The organism is Sulfuricella sp., assembly GCA_041651995.1.
Classification (GTDB): domain Bacteria; phylum Pseudomonadota; class Gammaproteobacteria; order Burkholderiales; family Sulfuricellaceae; genus Sulfurimicrobium.
On the sequence record JBAZID010000001.1, the window covers coordinates 518,559 to 534,786 of the forward strand.

The following is a 16,228-nucleotide window of genomic DNA, read 5'->3' on the forward strand; positions in this document are numbered from 1 at the left end:
TTACTTGCTATGGCAGGAGAAGCACAACTGACTGCCTGTCATCGCGGTGCGCAGGAATGCACCTTGAGCACTGGTATGTGGATCATGGCAGGAAGCGCACTGGACTTTGCCACTGTAGAGCTTGACGCCGTTTGACAAACCGCTACCCGTTGCATCCACAGGATTGACCAGTGAGCCATCGTTCGTGGCAAGCGTTGTGTTGTAAGTAAAGTTGACCGGGTGATCGTTGGTCAGGTCCGTACCCAGATTGCTGTTTCCAGTTGGCAGATTCCCGCCAGTTGTCCCCACCATGGTGGTGGTCGGGTTCAGGTTGGAGGGATTGTTGAAGGAATTGATTGCCACGGTACCGTCATGGCAGGACAGGCACAGGTTGCTGACCGCGGCCGTCGAGGCCGTCACTCCACCCACATCTGCGGTATCAGTAGCCTGATAGGTCGGGCTGGTGTAAACACCATACGAAGCAGTCGTTGAAAGCGTGTGGTTCCACAGCGGAATATTGTTGTTCTTGATCGCATCGTGCGGGGTGTGACAGAAAATGCAGATCTCTGTCTGGTCAGACGAATAAATTGTCGCACCAACCGGTTTTGATGTGGAGAGGTTATGCTTGGTTAGCGCTATGCCTGCCATCGCCCCTCCGGAGAAAACGCCTGTCAGGGCAAGAACCAGCCCCGCTATCCAGGCCCGCTTTACTGAAGTTTGTTTCATGATATTACTCCTCCAAATTAATCTTGATTTTTTGGCAACAGCCAGTATTGAAAACTTCATACCGCCTGCAACCCTTCCGGGGTTTTTACCCGGCTTTCATTAATTTTATGCTCTGGCGAAACCCTTTGCTGCTTTATTTGTCAATAGCGGCTCCTTTCCCCTTTAGATACTGGAATACCTGTATGCGTGCATTTATCGAGTCAGCTACGTAAATTTTGTCTGTCCCATCCACAAATATCCCCGCTGGCAACCAGAACATGCCCGGCTCACGGCCCATGGTGCCGACAAAGAGTAGAATTTTCCCTTCGCGGTTAAAAATCTGGAAGTTGTTGAATGCCGCATCCAGCACATAAACATTATCATCGGAGTCCAGCGCAATTCCTTTAGGGCGGCTGAAACTGCCATACGAATCGCCAAGCTGACCGAACGCACTAAGAAACTTCCCCTCGCCATCGAACACCTGAACCCGGAAATTGCCGGTATCGGACACCAGCAACCGGCCCTCCCGGTCCACTGCAAGATTGACCGGATAATTCATCTGCCCCGGCTCCGAGCCCCGCTCGCCGAACACGGACAAAGGCTTGCCCTCCATGTCGTACACCAGCACCCGGTGCTTGGAGGTATCCGCGACATAAAACCGGTTACGCGCCTCATCCAGGGCCAGGCCGGTCGGACGCCCGATGTCTTCCTTCTTGCCCAGAGCCATCAGCGTCTTGCCTTCCGGGCTTAGTATCAGCACTTCCTTGCGCTCGGAATCCGTAACAAAAATGCGGCCCCGGCTGTCGAGACGGATCTCCAGCGGGTTATACATGGCGCCCTGCGCATCGGTCTGGAGCGCACGCAACTCTTTTTTCTCGAGATCGAACACCACAACAGCTCGCAGCTTGGTGTCGGTGACGTAGATCAACTTGCCATCGGCGGTAGCCGTTACCCCATAGGGCTTCTGAAGGACCAGTCCAGCCCGCTCTTCGCCCAGCAGCGCCGCTTTCAACTCATCCCTTACCGCCAGATCACTCTGCCCATAATACTCGGCAACAAAACGGACCCGCGGTTGCTCCGGTGGCATGGGCCATGTCAGGTCACTGTAATCCTTCTTCTTCGGCGCCTCTGTCGCGCAGCCAAAAAGCCCCGCCGAGGCAACACCCAGGCAGGCCAGCATCAAAACATGCTTCCACTCAGACCAACTAAATTTCATTGTTTTCCTAAATCGCCGCAGCCATCTCATTACTTAATTTTATGTTCGGATCATATTATCTGATGGCAGTCTATCATTGAGATCGCATTATCCGCAATATGCCCACAAAAATTTCATGGACATTCACCGCAACCTGCATCGGCAACAGACAATTTCTCCAGGGTAATTATGCCATGTTACCAGTGTGGCTTTGCAATAGCACAAAGGGACTAGTTCTTTCAGATGGCGCTGCGCCGGAGAAAATGGATTCAGGTTGCTGGATGCAGATGTAATTTTATCCATAGCACCAAAACACCGCTGTAGGAGCGGCGCCCTCGCCGCGAATTGCAATCGCATTCGCGGCGAGGGCGCCGCTCCTCCTACATGCTACATGAATGCGCATTCGAATGGATAATCACGGGGGAAGGCTGGGATGGGAGTTAGCGTCCTTTGCGGTGCAACTGCTTTTTCCAGGATTATTCGGCTTCGCCCACCGTTTCCTTTATTGTTGAATCAACAAGCTCATCCTGGCGAGGAGTGGATTTTTGTGGCGCGACATGCGGCGTTTCCTTCTTCCCTGGCTTGATCTGCTCCGGCAAGGGGTGGGCCGTATCGGTAAGCGGTTTCAGGGTGGGCAGCAGATGCTTCAGGACCTGCGCGGAAAGTGACGATGTGAACTTGTAATCGGCAGCGGCCACACCCGGAACGAAGGCGGTAAGCGAACCGTAAAAGCGATCGCCGATAAAAAAAACAAAGGTGGCCGAACGATTCACCGCGCGAGATTCCTTGATCACACCAGCAGACGAAAATGTGACATAACGATGATCGCCGGTGCCGGTCTTGCCGCCAATGGCGATGTGCTCGCCATTATCCTTGACGACGGCATTTGCCAGACGGGAAGCGGTTCCATGCTGCACCACGTTGATCAGCGCCCCGCGCACGGCGGAAGCGAGTTCCGGGGAGAACATTCGCTCCCCTTTTTCTGGTGTACGTTTGTAGATCGTTTCGAATGGCGTACCGGCAGCGAAATGCAGTTCCTCGATCAGATTGGCGGGGGGGCGCACGCCATTGTTGAGAATGATGCCCATCAGATCCGCCAGCGCCGCGGGCCGGTCGGCTGAACTGCCAATAGCGGTAGCAAGAGAGGGCACCAGATAGTCGAAGGGGTAGCCCAGACGCTTCCAGTCGCGGTGTATTTCCAGGAAAGCTTCGACTTCCAGCAGGCTGCGAATGCGGCCGTCCTGGGCGTTCTTGCGGCTGGTATTGATAAGCCAGCTGTACACTTCGATGCGTTCTGCCGCGCTGGCCTCGATGGCATCCTTGTAAAGTGCGCCCGGATGTTGCACGAAAAAAGCCGCCAGCCACAGATCAAGCGGGTGAACCCGCGCCGTGTACCCCTGATCCGCCAGCGATAGCCGGCCGGGAGAAAGCTCTTCGTACAAAGCGGTGGTGGCGCGCTCCCCCTCGCTCCTGAAACCGGGAAGGCGTGCATCCATAAAAGCAACAAATTCAGCCTGCGAAGCCTTGGGGTAAATGTAGCGATGAGCCGCCGCCAACCGCCGCCGGGCGGGCTTGATGCCGGAAAAGAAGACATCACTGACTTCCTGCTGCTTCTTGTTGCGGTATTTCTGATAGAAACGGCTGAGGAACTCCTTGCCTTCCTTGTCGGCGAAGCGTTTCAGATAAATCTTGCGATTGGGATCCTTGGCATCCTTGAGGATATTGGCCGATGAATTCGGCATATTGAACATGTAATAACGTTCGATATCACGCATGATGCGAATGAATACCAGATTCACCGAGTTACGCGTGGCCTCGCGCACGCTCAGCACCTGGCCATCATCTTCGCGCTTGAAGTTATGGAAGTAGTGCAGCCCGCCCCCCGTAAAAAACGCCTCGCCGGGGCTGGCGGAATAACGCCGCTCCAGAGCGGCATCCAGCATATCCGCCAGATTTTTATCTTCATGCTCAAGCAGGTAATCGACCGACCAGCGCGTCAGGGCATCCATGGGAGCGCTTTCGACCTTGCGCAACGCGTCTGCCGGAGTGGCGGCGTAGCGCTGGTGCAGTTTTTCAATGATTTCGAGATAGTTCACCAGGGTGCGCAGCTTGGCGGTAGAGCCCAGATCCAGCTTGGAGCCCTGATTGATATCGAAGGGCTGGTCATAATTGTCCGCCTGGATGCGCAGCTTGGCGCCTTCCGTCGTCAATTCATGAATATTCAGACTGTAGATGACACGCCCCGGATCGGCCGCGCCCAGCAAGCGTTCGCCATACAGGCCGGCGGCTCGGGCGTATTCCGGCTGCCCGAACTGGCGCAGAATAGTGGTGACCTTCTGCTGAAGATCCTTGTTGAGCGTGGTTTTCACCGTCAGGTCGAGACGATCCAGTTCATACAGGCGAGCCATCCCGAGCGACGAGGCAAGCCGCACGCGCACCGCGTTCACCGCCTTGCGCGAGGAATAAGCGCCGCTATCCTCGACGATCGCCGCCTTGCGGAACTGCAATTTCACCCGCATCGCGGCATCGCGCAAACCTGCCGGAATCACACCCTCGGCCGCCAGTACGCGCAGATGGCTGTTGGTCAGCGCATCCAGGGCCTCGTGCCCGCCTCCAAGATAGCCCGATGGCCGGCGCTGCGCGATCATCAGGCTCAACACATGCTTGTAGACCGGCGCCACGGCTTCGACTTCGGCTGGGGTGCCGGACCAGGCACGCAAGGTCTGATTGACACGCTCGAAATCCAGACCGTACCAGGCCCATAGCCCATCGCCCATGCCATTGACTTCGCCGAACCCGCCGACTGCCGCGAGCGGCACGGTGTTGAGATAACTCACCAGGATAGATTTGCGCCATGGCAAGGTGTTTTCGCCATCCAGATAAGCACGCACCGAAGCCGATGCCATCTGCTGCAGCTTGTCCTCGGCACTCAGCGTCAGGCCATTAGGCGTATGGCGGTATTTCTCGATCTGCGTGGCCAGCGTACTGCCGCCCGGTACATCATGCTCCGGCCTGACGGCCTGAATCCCCTTGTCCAGCACGGCGCGCCCAAGGCGCTCCCACTCCAGCGCCGGATTCTTTTTTGGATTGGCCTGATCAAGCAATTCCCGGTTTTCAATAAACAGCAGGGTATCGCGCACCAGCGATGGGACAGCATCGAAATTCGGGTAAATGCGCGTGGGAAAAAGGCCACCATACTGGCGTTCGCCATGCTGATCGAGAATGTTCAGTCCGGCCTGGGTTTTCTCACGGTAGGGCGCAAAGAGATCACGATCGATCAGGTCCTGCATCTGTGTTGAAATTCGCGCCTGATGGCTAACCTGAAAACCCTGTTCGAGCAGGCGCGGTGTCCAGCCCTTGATTCGGCTATAACCCATACGCTCGTCGTAAGGGCCGGCCTGGATGACATTAAATGATGGATTGGGTCCGTTTTTAAGCTCGAAATTCAGCGACTTGCCAAGCCGGGCCAGGTATCCGGCCTGAAATGTCGAAGTCTGGCCTTCATAATAGGCCAGCGCACCCAGTGCGAGCAGCGCGAGCAAAAAAAGGGCTGCGGCGCCAAGAGCAAGAAACCGGGCCAGGCGTCTGAGTGATAAACGTTTCGGGGTGTCAGATTCCACAAAAAACCAGGGGGGCATATAAACAGGATATGAGCATAAATAATAAACGCGATTTTACTCGCCGTGCCGGGCTTGAACAGAACTCATGAAGCATTCAGCGCAAAATATAAATCTGGTATCGTTAGCGAAATTTGCATTTCTTGAAAAGAGCATACCATCATGACCACCGGAAACCTGTTTATTGTCGCCGCGCCATCGGGTGCGGGAAAAACCAGCATGGTAAAGAAATTGCTTGCCGCCGACACGGGCATCCAGCTTTCCATCTCCTACACCACACGCGCACCGCGTCCGGGCGAAGTGGACGGCCAGCACTACCACTTCGTCAGCCGCGAAACTTTCATGCAGAGGCTGGAACATGGCGATTTTCTCGAAAGCGCGGAAGTCTATGGTAACTTCTACGGCACCTCGCAGCCATGGATTGAAGCCTCACGCAGGACTGGCACGGACATCCTGCTGGAAATCGACTGGCAGGGCGCCGCCCAGGTGCGCAAGCTGATTCCGGACGCGATCAGTATTTTCATACTGCCGCCATCTGTGGATGCTCTGCAACTGCGTCTGCGGGGCCGGGGCCAGGATGCGGAAGAAGTGATTCAGCGCCGTGTCGCGGCCGCGCGCGAGGACATCAGCCATGTCAGCGAATTTGATTATGTTATTATCAACGACGATTTCGAGACCGCGCAGCAGGATCTGCTGGCAGTGGTCCGGGCAGAGCGGCTCACTATCGCCGCACAGTTGGCGCGGCATGGCGAACTCATCGCCAGCCTGACCTGAACATACCTGAAAACCCATTAGGAACCCTTACCATGGCACGTATTACCGTAGACGACTGCTTGAAAAATTTCGGCAACCGCTTTGAACTGACCCTGGCCGCCACCTACCGCGCCCGGCAACTGGCCAACGGCGCCACGCCCCTGGTAGAGGCCGGCCGCGACAAGCCGACCGTTGTCGCGCTGAAGGAAATCGCACTGGGCAAGGTAGGCCGGGAAATTCTCAACCGCGGACAGGCGTAACACCGTGAGGCGTTAGGGGTGAGGGGCGAGGCGAAAAACATGGCAATGATGTCTAGCGCCTCACCCCTCACCTCTCACCCCTAACCCCCATGTCCAACCCGTCCCAACTCACCGAGATTCTCTCCACCTACCTCAAGCCTGAGGACATTACCCAGGTCGAGGAAGCTTTTCGCGTTGCCGAAGCAGCCCATCACGGGCAAATGCGCAAAAGCGGTGAAGCCTACATTTCCCACCCGCTCGCAGTCGCCACCATCCTGGCCGAATGGCGCCTTGACGCCCAGGCCATCATGGCCGCGCTGCTGCATGATGTGGTGGAAGACACCCCGACCACCAGCGATGAAATCGGCGCGCAGTTTGGCAAGCAGGTGGCCGAGCTGGTAGATGGGGTTTCCAAGCTGGACAAGATTGAATTCCAGTCAGAAGCCCACGCCCAGGCGGAAAATTTCCGCAAGATGCTGCTCGCGATGGCACGCGACGTTCGGGTGATCCTGATCAAGCTGGCCGACAGGTTGCACAACATGCGCACACTGGAGTCGATGCAGGCGGTGAAGCAACAGCGCATTTCCCACGAAACCCTGGAAATCTACGCGCCCATTGCCAACCGCCTCGGTCTCAACAATGTGTATCGCGAGCTGGAAGATCTCGGCTTCCACTTTGCCTATCCCAACCGCTACACTGTTCTCTCCAAGGCCGTCAAAGCCGCGCGCGGCAACCGCAGGGAGGTCGTCAGCAAGGTGCTGGAAGCGATCAAGAACAAGCTTGCCAGCTGCAATATCGAAGCCAGCGTCACCGGACGCGAAAAACACCTCTACAGCATTTACCGCAAGATGCAGGAAAAAAACCTGGCCTTTTCCGAGGTGTTCGACATCTATGGTTTCCGCGTAACCGTCAAGGACGCATCGACCTGCTACCTCGCCCTGGGCTCCCTGCACAGCCTGTACAAGCCGATCCCGGGGAAATTCAAGGATTACATCGCCATCCCCAAGGCGAATGGTTACCAGTCGCTGCATACCACGCTGTTTGGCCCTTTCGGCACGCCGATCGAAATCCAGATCCGCAGCCAGGAAATGCACCACATTGCCGAGGCGGGCGTCGCCTCGCACTGGCTGTACAAGAGCGGCGAAACCGGCATCAGCGACATGCAGCAAAAAACCCACCAGTGGCTGCAGAACCTGCTCGAAATCCAGAATGAGAGCCGCGACGCCGCCGAGTTCCTGGAACACATCAAGGTCGATCTATTTCCAGACGAAGTCTATGTCTTCACCCCCAAGGGCAAGATCATGGCCTTGCCGCGCGGGGCCACGGCAGTGGATTTTGCCTATGCAGTGCATACCGATGTAGGCAACCGGGCCGTGACGGTCAAGATCAATCACGAACATGCTCCCTTGCGCACCGAGCTCCGGAATGGCGATCATGTGGAAATCATTACCGCCACCCACGCCAACCCCAATCCGGGCTGGCTGAATTATGTCGCCACCGGCAAGGCACGCTCCCATATTCGCCATTACCTCAAAACCCTGCACTATGAGGAATCCGTCGCGCTCGGAGAACGCCTGCTGGAGCAGGCGCTGCGCGCCCTGCAGATCGCTCCGGCGAGTATCGGCGATGGTCCCTGGGAAAAATTGCTACGCGAAAACGCAGGAAAAACCCGAAGCGAAATTCTCGCCGATATCGGCCTGGGCAAGCGCCTGAACATTGTCGTGGCACGGCAACTGGCAACCCTCGGCGAAGCGCCGCCCGACGAAAGCCGGCCACAGAGCGCCATGACCATTCGCGGCACGGAAGGCATGGCGGTACAACTTGCCAGCTGCTGCCGCCCCATTCCCGGCGACCCGATTCTGGGCTTCATCAACAAGGGCAAGGGACTCATCATTCACACCCACGATTGCCCCACCATCGCGCATTACCGCAACGATCCGGACAAATGGGTGGACGTGGAGTGGGATCCGGACACCAGGAAATTCTTCGATGTCTCGATCAAGCTGGTGGTTGCCAACCAGCGTGGCGTACTGGCCAAGGTAGCGGCCACCATCGCCGATGCCGACTCCAATATCGACAATGTCAGCATGGAAGAGGAAGACGGCAGCGCCTACACCACCATGTATTTCACCCTGCAGGTGGAAAACCGCATGCACCTCGCCCGCGTCATGCGCGGCCTGCGCCAGTTGCAGGAAGTGGTAAGGATCAACCGAACCAAGGGCTAACCCCCAACCCCCCTCAGTCCCCCCTTGTCAGGGGGAGGCGCACACACCTCCCCTGACAAGGGGAGGCCGGGAGGGGTTGGGGGGTTTGGGTTTGCAAGAAAATCTTGAACAACAAACAAGGGAAACATCCATGAGCAGACAAGTATTGAGCACCTCCAACGCCCCCGCCGCCATCGGCACTTACTCGCAGGGGATCCGCGTTGGCGACACGGTTTACCTCTCCGGCCAGATCGGCCTTGATCCCCATACCATGCAAGTGGCCGAAGGCATCGAAGCCCAGATCAATCAGGTCTTCATCAACCTCGGCGCCGTGGCCAATGCAGCTGACGCAGGCCTGAATGCCACGGTCAAGCTCAACGTCTACCTCACCGACCTGGTGCACTTTGCCAAGGTCAACGAGATCATGGCCCGGCACTTCGACCAGCCCTACCCCGCCCGCGCCGCCGTGGGGGTGAAAGAACTGCCGCGTGGCGCGCTGGTGGAAATGGATGCGGTGCTGCATCTGGGAGAATGATCCTGGGGAAAATTAACCACGGGGAACACGGGGCGCGCGGGGATAGCAAAGCAAAGTGGGTGCACTTTTTGAACACTTGAATCCCCCGTGTTCCCCGTGCGCCCCGTGGTTAAAATAAGGCTTTAGGCTAATGTTCCAGAAAATCGGCAAGGCCACCCGGGATAAACTGGCCAGGCTGGGCATCCACAACGCCTTCGGCCTGCTGCTCCACCTGCCGCTGCGCTATCAGGACGAAACCCATCTCTACCCCGTTGCGGATGCGCCGCTCGGCCAGGTGGTGCAACTCGAAGGCCGCATCACCCACGCCAGCGTCACTTACAAACCGCGCAAGATGCTGACTGTCAAAATGCAGGATGGCAGCGGCGCATTGCAGCTGCGTTTCCTGCATTTCTACCCCAGCCAGGCCGCGACCCTGACCCCTGGCGTCACCCTGCGCGTCCTGGGCGAACTGCGCCACGGTTTCTTTGGTCCGGAAATGGTCCACCCCCAGTACCGCATCGTGAAGGAAGACGAGCCGCTCGCCGAGGCGCTCACCCCGGTGTATCCCACCACCCAGGGGTTGGGCCAGGGCACCTTGCGCAAGCTGATTGGCCAGGCGCTGGCCGGCGCGGACCTGTGCGACACCCTGCCGGATGCGCTGCGCACGCCCCTGAACCTGCCGGACTTTGCGGCCAGCATCACCCTGTTGCACCAGCCTCCGCCCGACATTGTCCCGGCCGCGCTGGATGAAAGAAACCACCCTGCCTGGCAGCGCGTGATTTTCGACGAGCTGCTGGCGCAGCAGCTGTCCATGCGCCTGCATTACCAGAAACGGCGTGCGCGCGGCGCCCCGCCCCTGCCACCGCGGCAGCAGCTCGGCGCCGCCCTGCTGGAACAGCTGCCCTTCCCGCTCACCGCGGCGCAGCAGCGCGTCTGCGCCGAAATCAGCGCCGACCTCGCCCGCGCCCACCCCATGCAGCGCCTGCTGCAGGGCGACGTAGGCAGCGGCAAGACCGTGGTGGCCGCGCTGGCAGCCTGCCAAGCCATCGAAAACGGCTTCCAGGCCGCCATCATGGCACCGACCGAGATTCTGGCCGAACAGCATTACCTGAAACTCTCCGCCTGGCTGGAACCGCTCGGCATCAGCGTGGCCTGGCTCAGCGGCAGCCTCGGCAAAAAAGACAGGAAAGCCGCGCTGGAGCAGGTCGCCAGCGGCATGGCGCAGCTTGCCATCGGCACCCATGCCCTGTTTCAGGAACAGGTCGAATTCCGCCAGCTGGGCCTGGCCATCATTGACGAACAACACCGCTTCGGCGTCCACCAGCGCCTGGCCCTGCGCCAGAAGGGCGGCGAAATTCACCAGCTGATGATGAGCGCCACCCCCATTCCGCGCACCCTGTCGATGAGCTACTACGCCGACCTGGATGTCTCCGTGATCGACCAGCTGCCGCCCGGGCGCAGCCCCATCGTCACCAAACTGGTGGACAGTTCGCGCCGCGACGAGGTCATCGCCCGCATCCGCGCTGCCTGCGTGCAGGGGCGGCAAGCCTACTGGGTGTGCCCGCTAATCGAGGAAACCCCCTCCCCAACCCTCCCCCGCCAGCGGGAGAGTGAGCAAACGTTCCCCTCTCCCCTCTCGCCAGTGCGAGCAGCTTCGCTGCCGCTCTCGGCGGGGACACTCCCTGCGGGTGCCGGGAGAGGGGCCAGGGGAGAGGGGCTGGAAACCCTGCAACTCAAGACCGCGCTCGAAACCCATGAGCTGCTCAGCCAGACTTTTCCCGAACTCAGCATCGGCCTGGTGCACGGCCGCCTCCCGGCAGCGGAAAAAGCCGCCACCATGGCGCGCTTCAAGGCGGGGGAGATCCAATTGCTGGTGGCCACCACCGTGATCGAGGTCGGCGTGGACGTGCCCAATGCCTCGCTCATGGTGATCGAGCACGCCGAACGCTTCGGGCTGTCGCAATTGCACCAGCTGCGCGGCCGGGTGGGACGCGGCGCGGCCCAGAGCACCTGCATCCTGCTGTTCCAGCCCCCTCTTTCCGAAACCGCCCGCGCGCGGCTCAGGATCATTTTCGAGAACAGCGACGGCTTCGAAATCGCGCGCCAGGACCTGGCCCTGCGCGGGCCGGGAGAATTTCTCGGCGCACGACAGAGTGGCGTCCCCATGCTCCGCTTCGCCGACCTGGAACGCGACCAGCGGCTGCTCGAAGCCGCCCGGCACACTGCTGAACGCATGCTGGCGGATTTTCCTGACCTTGCCGGGCTCCACCTTGAACGCTGGCTGGGGCGGCAGCAGGAGTTATTGAAAGCATGACAATTTTGGATTTATGCGGACCATTGCACGACCTCATTAATCGGTGTATAAACACATAAACACCAATCAATAGAGGTCACCATGGACACGATTCGCTGGAATGTTGCCGTCTCTGCCGACACCGACCAATCCCTGCGCATGTTTCTGGCCAGCCAGGGCGGCGGCAGGAAAGGTGACCTGTCGCGTTTTATTGAAGAGGCGGTGCGGGCGCACATTCTGGAACTGACGGCCGAGCAGGCCAAGGCCACCAATGCAGGCGTGAGCGAAGCGGATTTGACCGCCATGGTCGATGAAGCCCTCCAGTGGGCGCGCAGGAACTGATGCGGGTCGTTCTGGACACCAACATTCTGTTCAGCGCACTGATCTCGCCGCATGGTTTCCCCGATGCAATCTATCGTGCCTGGCGTTCGGCACGCTTCGAAGTGGTGACATCGAGCATGCAGCTCGACGAGATTCGCCGGGCCAGCCGCTACCCCAAGTTTCAGGCCGTTTTGCAGCCCGCCAAAGTGGGCGCCATGATGAATAACCTGCAACGCGCCGTGGTTCTGGACCACCTAAACCTCAAGGAGGAAACCGATGATCCAGACGACGCGTTCCTGCTGGCCATGGCCCTGGCTGGCGATGCGGATTACCTGGTGACTGGCGATCGCCGTGCCGGCCTGCTGCAACGCGGACATATCGAACGCACCCGGATTGTCACGCCCGCCGTATTTTGCGCTGAAGTGCTGTAACCCTGGCCGGGGAATCCTGCATGCTTTCCTCGCCCTGCTAACCGGACTTTTTTCATGCTGAGCTACCGCCACGCCTTCCACGCCGGCAACCACGCCGATGTGCTGAAACATCTGCTGCAGATCGAACTGAGCCGTTATCTGGGGCAGAAAGACAAACCCTTCTGGATCATTGACACGCATGCCGGCGCGGGGCTTTATTCTCTGGATTCGGACCATGCGGCCAAGCTGAAGGAATTTGAAACCGGCATAGGCAGGCTGTGGGGGCGTCAGGATTTACCGCCAGCCCTGGCCGGGTACGTGGATCTGGTGCGCGCCATCAACCCGGATGGCATGCTGCGTTTTTATCCCGGCTCCCCCTGGCTGGCGCTGCAAACCTTGCGCCCGCAGGACCGCTTGCGCCTGTTCGAGCTGCACAGCAGCGACAGCCGGATTTTGCAGGAAAATTTCAGCACCCAGGCCAAACGCGTAAGCATCACCGCCGCCAACGGCTTCGATGCGCTCAAGGCGCTGCTGCCTCCGCCGCCACGGCGCGCGCTGGTGCTGATCGATCCCTCCTACGAAACCCGCGACGACTACCCGAATGTCATCGCGGCGCTGAAGGACGGCCTGGAGCGTTTTCCCACTGGCACTTACGCGATCTGGTATCCGCAACTCTCCAGACCGGAGGCTCGTCAGCTGCCGGAAAAGCTCAAGCACCTGCCTCTAAAAAACTGGCTGAACGCTTCCCTGACCGTCCACACACCAAGTTCCGACGGCTTCGGCATGCATGGCAGCGGGATGTTCATCATCAATCCGCCATGGACTTTGCAGAAAACGCTGACGGAAATCATGCCTTTTCTGGTGCAGACACTGGGGCAGGATGCCGGGGCATGCTTCACCCTGGAGCAGGAAACGGAGTAAAGCCATGCATGCTCCATGCGAGAAATTGATGGCATAAATCCATTGCATGGCTCAAATACTGCTAAAATTTTCAGCCTGGTTCGTGCCTATGAATTGGCCTCGGTCACCCACATCAAAAACCTCTGTTCAGGAAAACACATGAAACGCTTTTTGTCATATCTGGCCATTGCCCTGGTTTTCCCGTTCTCCGCCCAGGCCGCCGCCACACCCGAAGCGGCCAGGGATGGCCTGCTGTTCGGCATCAATGAAGGCACGGCCGGGCAAAAGGATTTCGGCGACTTGCAAAGCAAATACAAGGCGCTGGCTGATTATCTAGCCAAAACCATCAATCAGCCCGTCAAGCTGGAATCCTCGCAGAACCTGAAAAGCTCAAGCAGCAATCTGGCCAAGGGCCGCTATGCCCTGTTTTTCTCCAAGCCGGCCAACGTCACGGCCAAGGCCATACGCGATCAGAAATATCAACTGGTCGCCATGGCCAAGGGTGAATTCACGGTCAAATTCATTGTGAACGCCAATTCCCCCCTGAAAAAACCGGAGGACATCAAGGGCAAGCGTATCGCCTTGGCCAAGGGGACCTTCATGGAAAAGGCGGGCATGGCCGAGTTGCGCGACCGCCATTTGACTCCGGATGAAAGCCAGATCCAGGCCGCAAAATTCCAGGATGCGATCGAATTCATCGTGGAAAAAGGCTTTGCGGATGTCGGCATGGTTTCTCCCATCGTCGCCAAGAACTGGAGCGCCAAGGGCGGCAGGGTATTGTTCGAGAGCCGCAAGATGCCTTTCTGGTCGCTGATCGCGGCGCCCGGCATGAGCAAGGAGAATGTACTGAAAATCCAGACCGCGCTGATCAACCTGGAAAACTCGGAAGACGGCAAGAAACTACTGGAGAAACTGGGCGTGAAGGGCTTTGTGCCCGGCAACCAGCAAGATTATCTCGACCTGCAGGACTGGGTGGAAAAAAAGTAAACCCGGCCCCAAACAAATCAGGCACCCTTTTTCATGCGCCACCTGCCCCTGTTCTGGCAACCCCGTCCGCCTGTCATGCATTGCCCGTACCGCCCCTGGCTGATTGACCGGGGTTCGCTGACGCACCGTATCCAGACGCGCTGCAACGCGTTCAGCGTGCGCGGATTGCGCCTCGTGCTGGGCAAGCCCGGCCGGGATGAAGCGGCCTCGGTCAACCTCAATCCACGCAAATTCGCCCTGCTGCGCGAAGTGCACCTGTACTGCGGCGAGACGCCGGTGGTTTTCGCGCACAGCGTCATCCCTCGCGCCGGGTTGCGCGGCCCATGGCAATCGCTCAGCAAACTGGGCAACAAGCCGCTGGGCGCCACGCTGTTCAGCAACCCGAAAGTCCGGCGCGAGCCCCTGCAATTCAAGAAACTCAACCGGCGCCACGAGCTATACCGCCGCGCTTGCCGCATTCTGGACAAGCGCCCGGCGCACCTCTGGGCACGACGCTCGGTCTTTGTGCTGCAGCGTCACCCGATCCTGGTGACCGAGGTGTTTCTGCCCGGAATACTGGATCTGTCTCCATGAAACTTGATTTTATGCACTTGAAACAAAAGCTCGATCTCTATGAACGGCTGATGCGGATCGACAAGCCCATCGGCATCCTGCTGCTGGCATGGCCGACATTGTGGGCGCTATGGATTTCCTCCGCCGGACAGCCAAACTGGATCATCCTGTGGATTTTCATGCTCGGCACGGTATTGATGAGATCGGCGGGCTGCGTCATCAACGACTACGCCGACCGCAATTTCGACCCGCACGTCGAGCGCACCCGCAACCGCCCCATGGCCGCCGGGCTGGTGAGCAAGAAAGAAGCATTGACACTATTTGCCGCGCTCATTATTTGCGCCTTGCTGCTGATTCTGAGCCTCAACAAACTGACCATCATGCTGTCCGTCGTCGCATTCTTCCTGGCTGCCAGCTACCCTTTCACCAAGCGCTTCTTCGCCATTCCACAGGCCTATCTCGGCGTCGCTTTCGGCTTCGGCATCCCCATGGCATTTGCAGCGCAAACCGGCACCGTTCCGCTCTTCGCCTGGCTCATGCTGCTGGCCAATATTTTCTGGGCTGTTGCCTACGATACCGAATACGCCATGGTGGATCGCGAGGACGACCTCAAGATCGGCATCCGCACCTCCGCCATCACTTTCGGACAATTCGACGTGCTGGCAGTTCTGATCTGCTACGGCATGACCCTAGCCATCCTCGCCGGGGTCGGCGCGGCGCTCAAGCTCGGGCTGTATTATTATCTCGGGCTCGCCGTGGCACTCGGCATCGCCGCTTACCACTACACCCTGATCAGGGGCCGGGAGCGGGACAAGTGTTTCAAGGCCTTCATCCACAACAACTGGTTCGGCGCGGCGATCTTTGGCGGCATCCTGTTGAACTACTGGCAGGCGACCAGGTTTATCGTCCAGCAAGCATTCTGAGAATCCACCATGGCCGGCTGCTGCGAAAACAAGTCCTGCACGCTCGATGCCATGCGCGCCAATCACGGTCGAGTGCTGAAAATCGTGCTGGCAATCAACGCCGTCATGTTCGTGGTGGAAGCCCTGGCTGGTCTGGCTGCCCATTCCACCTCATTGCTGGCGGACGCTTCCGACATGCTGGGCGATGCCCTGGTGTATGGCTTCAGTCTCTATGTGCTGACCCGTGACGAAAGCTGGCAGGCCCGCGCCGCCTTGCTCAAGGGCCTGTTCATGCTGGCCTTTGGCTTGGGCGTGGCAGCAGAAGCGATCTACAAAACCCTGCACCCCATCCTGCCGCACGGCGAAACCATCGGCCTGATCGGCCTGCTTGCCCTGGCCGCCAACACCTGGTGTTTCCTGCTGCTCTACCGCCACCGCGCCGACAATCTCAACATGAGTTCGGTGTGGCTGTGTTCGCGCAACGACCTGTTCGCCAATGGCGGCGTGATTCTGGCGGGCATCGCGGTGATCTACAGCCAGTCGCGCTGGCCTGACATCCTCGTCGGTGGCATCATTGCAGCCCTGTTCCTGAAATCCGCCGTCAGCGTACTGCGGCAGTCCATCACCAGCCTTCGCAGCCAATCCAACTAGGAGCCC

At 58.8% G+C, this 16,228-nt stretch carries 15 protein-coding genes; 12 read left to right on the top strand and 3 right to left on the bottom strand.

Features of this window, described 5'->3' with window-relative positions:
• The 3 genes from WC392_02465 to WC392_02475 all read right to left on the bottom strand — a co-directional run bounded on the left by WC392_02465 (nt 1) and on the right by WC392_02475 (nt 5,421).
• Nucleotides 1-705 carry a cytochrome c3 family protein gene (locus WC392_02465; GenBank protein ID MFA5241220.1) on the bottom strand — a complete coding sequence of 235 codons (705 nt, stop codon included), beginning with the start codon at nt 703-705 and terminating at the stop codon, nt 1-3.
• A gap of 133 nt (nt 706-838) precedes the next feature.
• Nucleotides 839-1,900, bottom strand: coding sequence for an SMP-30/gluconolactonase/LRE family protein (locus WC392_02470; protein MFA5241221.1), 1,062 nt, complete (start codon nt 1,898-1,900; stop codon nt 839-841).
• A gap of 455 nt (nt 1,901-2,355) precedes the next feature.
• Nucleotides 2,356-5,421, bottom strand: coding sequence for a transglycosylase domain-containing protein (locus WC392_02475; GenBank protein ID MFA5241222.1), 3,066 nt, complete (start codon nt 5,419-5,421; stop codon nt 2,356-2,358).
• A gap of 237 nt (nt 5,422-5,658) precedes the next feature.
• Between WC392_02475 and gmk the strand changes: the two genes are divergently transcribed.
• The 12 genes from gmk to WC392_02535 all read left to right on the top strand — a co-directional run bounded on the left by gmk (nt 5,659) and on the right by WC392_02535 (nt 16,222).
• Nucleotides 5,659-6,270, top strand: a complete 612-nt coding sequence (gene gmk, locus WC392_02480) for a guanylate kinase (GenBank protein MFA5241223.1) — start codon at nt 5,659-5,661, stop codon at nt 6,268-6,270.
• Between the two features lie 32 nt (nt 6,271-6,302).
• Nucleotides 6,303-6,509, top strand: a complete 207-nt coding sequence (gene rpoZ / locus WC392_02485; GenBank protein MFA5241224.1) for a DNA-directed RNA polymerase subunit omega — start codon at nt 6,303-6,305, stop codon at nt 6,507-6,509.
• A gap of 89 nt (nt 6,510-6,598) precedes the next feature.
• Entirely contained in the window at nt 6,599-8,713 is a 2,115-nt protein-coding gene (locus tag WC392_02490) for a bifunctional (p)ppGpp synthetase/guanosine-3',5'-bis(diphosphate) 3'-pyrophosphohydrolase (GenBank protein ID MFA5241225.1), read from the top strand.
• A 130-nt stretch (nt 8,714-8,843) separates the two neighbouring features.
• Nucleotides 8,844-9,227 (top strand): RidA family protein, encoded by a 384-nt coding sequence (locus WC392_02495; GenBank protein ID MFA5241226.1) that lies wholly within the window; start codon nt 8,844-8,846, stop codon nt 9,225-9,227.
• Nucleotides 9,228-9,357: 130 nt separating this feature from the next.
• Complete coding sequence (recG, locus tag WC392_02500) at nt 9,358-11,520, top strand: ATP-dependent DNA helicase RecG (protein ID MFA5241227.1); 2,163 nt, start codon at nt 9,358-9,360, stop codon at nt 11,518-11,520.
• A gap of 81 nt (nt 11,521-11,601) precedes the next feature.
• Nucleotides 11,602-11,841: a ribbon-helix-helix domain-containing protein gene (locus WC392_02505; GenBank protein ID MFA5241228.1), complete on the top strand. Its 240-nt coding sequence runs from the start codon at nt 11,602-11,604 to the stop codon at nt 11,839-11,841.
• Complete coding sequence (locus WC392_02510; GenBank protein MFA5241229.1) at nt 11,841-12,251, top strand: putative toxin-antitoxin system toxin component, PIN family; 411 nt, start codon at nt 11,841-11,843, stop codon at nt 12,249-12,251. Before WC392_02505 ends, WC392_02510 begins: the two co-directional genes overlap by 1 nt.
• Before the next feature lie 54 nt (nt 12,252-12,305).
• A complete protein-coding gene (rlmJ, locus tag WC392_02515) occupies nt 12,306-13,151 on the top strand; it encodes a 23S rRNA (adenine(2030)-N(6))-methyltransferase RlmJ (GenBank protein ID MFA5241230.1) in 846 nt (281 codons plus the stop codon).
• A 138-nt stretch (nt 13,152-13,289) separates the two neighbouring features.
• A complete protein-coding gene (locus WC392_02520; protein ID MFA5241231.1) occupies nt 13,290-14,117 on the top strand; it encodes a PhnD/SsuA/transferrin family substrate-binding protein in 828 nt (275 codons plus the stop codon).
• 33 nt (nt 14,118-14,150) lie between these two features.
• Nucleotides 14,151-14,690 carry a chorismate lyase gene (locus tag WC392_02525; protein MFA5241232.1) on the top strand — a complete coding sequence of 180 codons (540 nt, stop codon included), beginning with the start codon at nt 14,151-14,153 and terminating at the stop codon, nt 14,688-14,690.
• An 11-nt stretch (nt 14,691-14,701) separates the two neighbouring features.
• Nucleotides 14,702-15,592, top strand: coding sequence for a 4-hydroxybenzoate octaprenyltransferase (ubiA, locus tag WC392_02530; GenBank protein ID MFA5241233.1), 891 nt, complete (start codon nt 14,702-14,704; stop codon nt 15,590-15,592).
• A 9-nt stretch (nt 15,593-15,601) separates the two neighbouring features.
• Nucleotides 15,602-16,222 (top strand): cation diffusion facilitator family transporter, encoded by a 621-nt coding sequence (locus tag WC392_02535; protein ID MFA5241234.1) that lies wholly within the window; start codon nt 15,602-15,604, stop codon nt 16,220-16,222.
• Nucleotides 16,223-16,228: the final 6 nt, after the last annotated feature.

Excerpts from the sequence above, each read along its gene's own strand:
- rlmJ (MFA5241230.1), top strand. The coding sequence starts at position 12,306 with ATGCTGAGCTACCGCCACGCCTTCCACGCCGGCAACCACGCCGATGTG.
- WC392_02510 (MFA5241229.1), top strand. The coding sequence starts at position 11,841 with ATGCGGGTCGTTCTGGACACCAACATTCTGTTCAGCGCACTGATCTCG.
- WC392_02535 (MFA5241234.1), top strand. The coding sequence starts at position 15,602 with ATGGCCGGCTGCTGCGAAAACAAGTCCTGCACGCTCGATGCCATGCGC.
- WC392_02470 (MFA5241221.1), bottom strand. The coding sequence starts at position 1,900 with ATGAAATTTAGTTGGTCTGAGTGGAAGCATGTTTTGATGCTGGCCTGC.
- recG (MFA5241227.1), top strand. The coding sequence starts at position 9,358 with ATGTTCCAGAAAATCGGCAAGGCCACCCGGGATAAACTGGCCAGGCTG.
- WC392_02505 (MFA5241228.1), top strand. The coding sequence starts at position 11,602 with ATGGACACGATTCGCTGGAATGTTGCCGTCTCTGCCGACACCGACCAA.
- WC392_02465 (MFA5241220.1), bottom strand. The coding sequence starts at position 705 with ATGAAACAAACTTCAGTAAAGCGGGCCTGGATAGCGGGGCTGGTTCTT.
- WC392_02490 (MFA5241225.1), top strand. The coding sequence starts at position 6,599 with ATGTCCAACCCGTCCCAACTCACCGAGATTCTCTCCACCTACCTCAAG.
- rpoZ (MFA5241224.1), top strand. The coding sequence starts at position 6,303 with ATGGCACGTATTACCGTAGACGACTGCTTGAAAAATTTCGGCAACCGC.
- WC392_02520 (MFA5241231.1), top strand. The coding sequence starts at position 13,290 with ATGAAACGCTTTTTGTCATATCTGGCCATTGCCCTGGTTTTCCCGTTC.
- gmk (MFA5241223.1), top strand. The coding sequence starts at position 5,659 with ATGACCACCGGAAACCTGTTTATTGTCGCCGCGCCATCGGGTGCGGGA.
- WC392_02525 (MFA5241232.1), top strand. The coding sequence starts at position 14,151 with ATGCGCCACCTGCCCCTGTTCTGGCAACCCCGTCCGCCTGTCATGCAT.
- ubiA (MFA5241233.1), top strand. The coding sequence starts at position 14,702 with ATGCACTTGAAACAAAAGCTCGATCTCTATGAACGGCTGATGCGGATC.
- WC392_02495 (MFA5241226.1), top strand. The coding sequence starts at position 8,844 with ATGAGCAGACAAGTATTGAGCACCTCCAACGCCCCCGCCGCCATCGGC.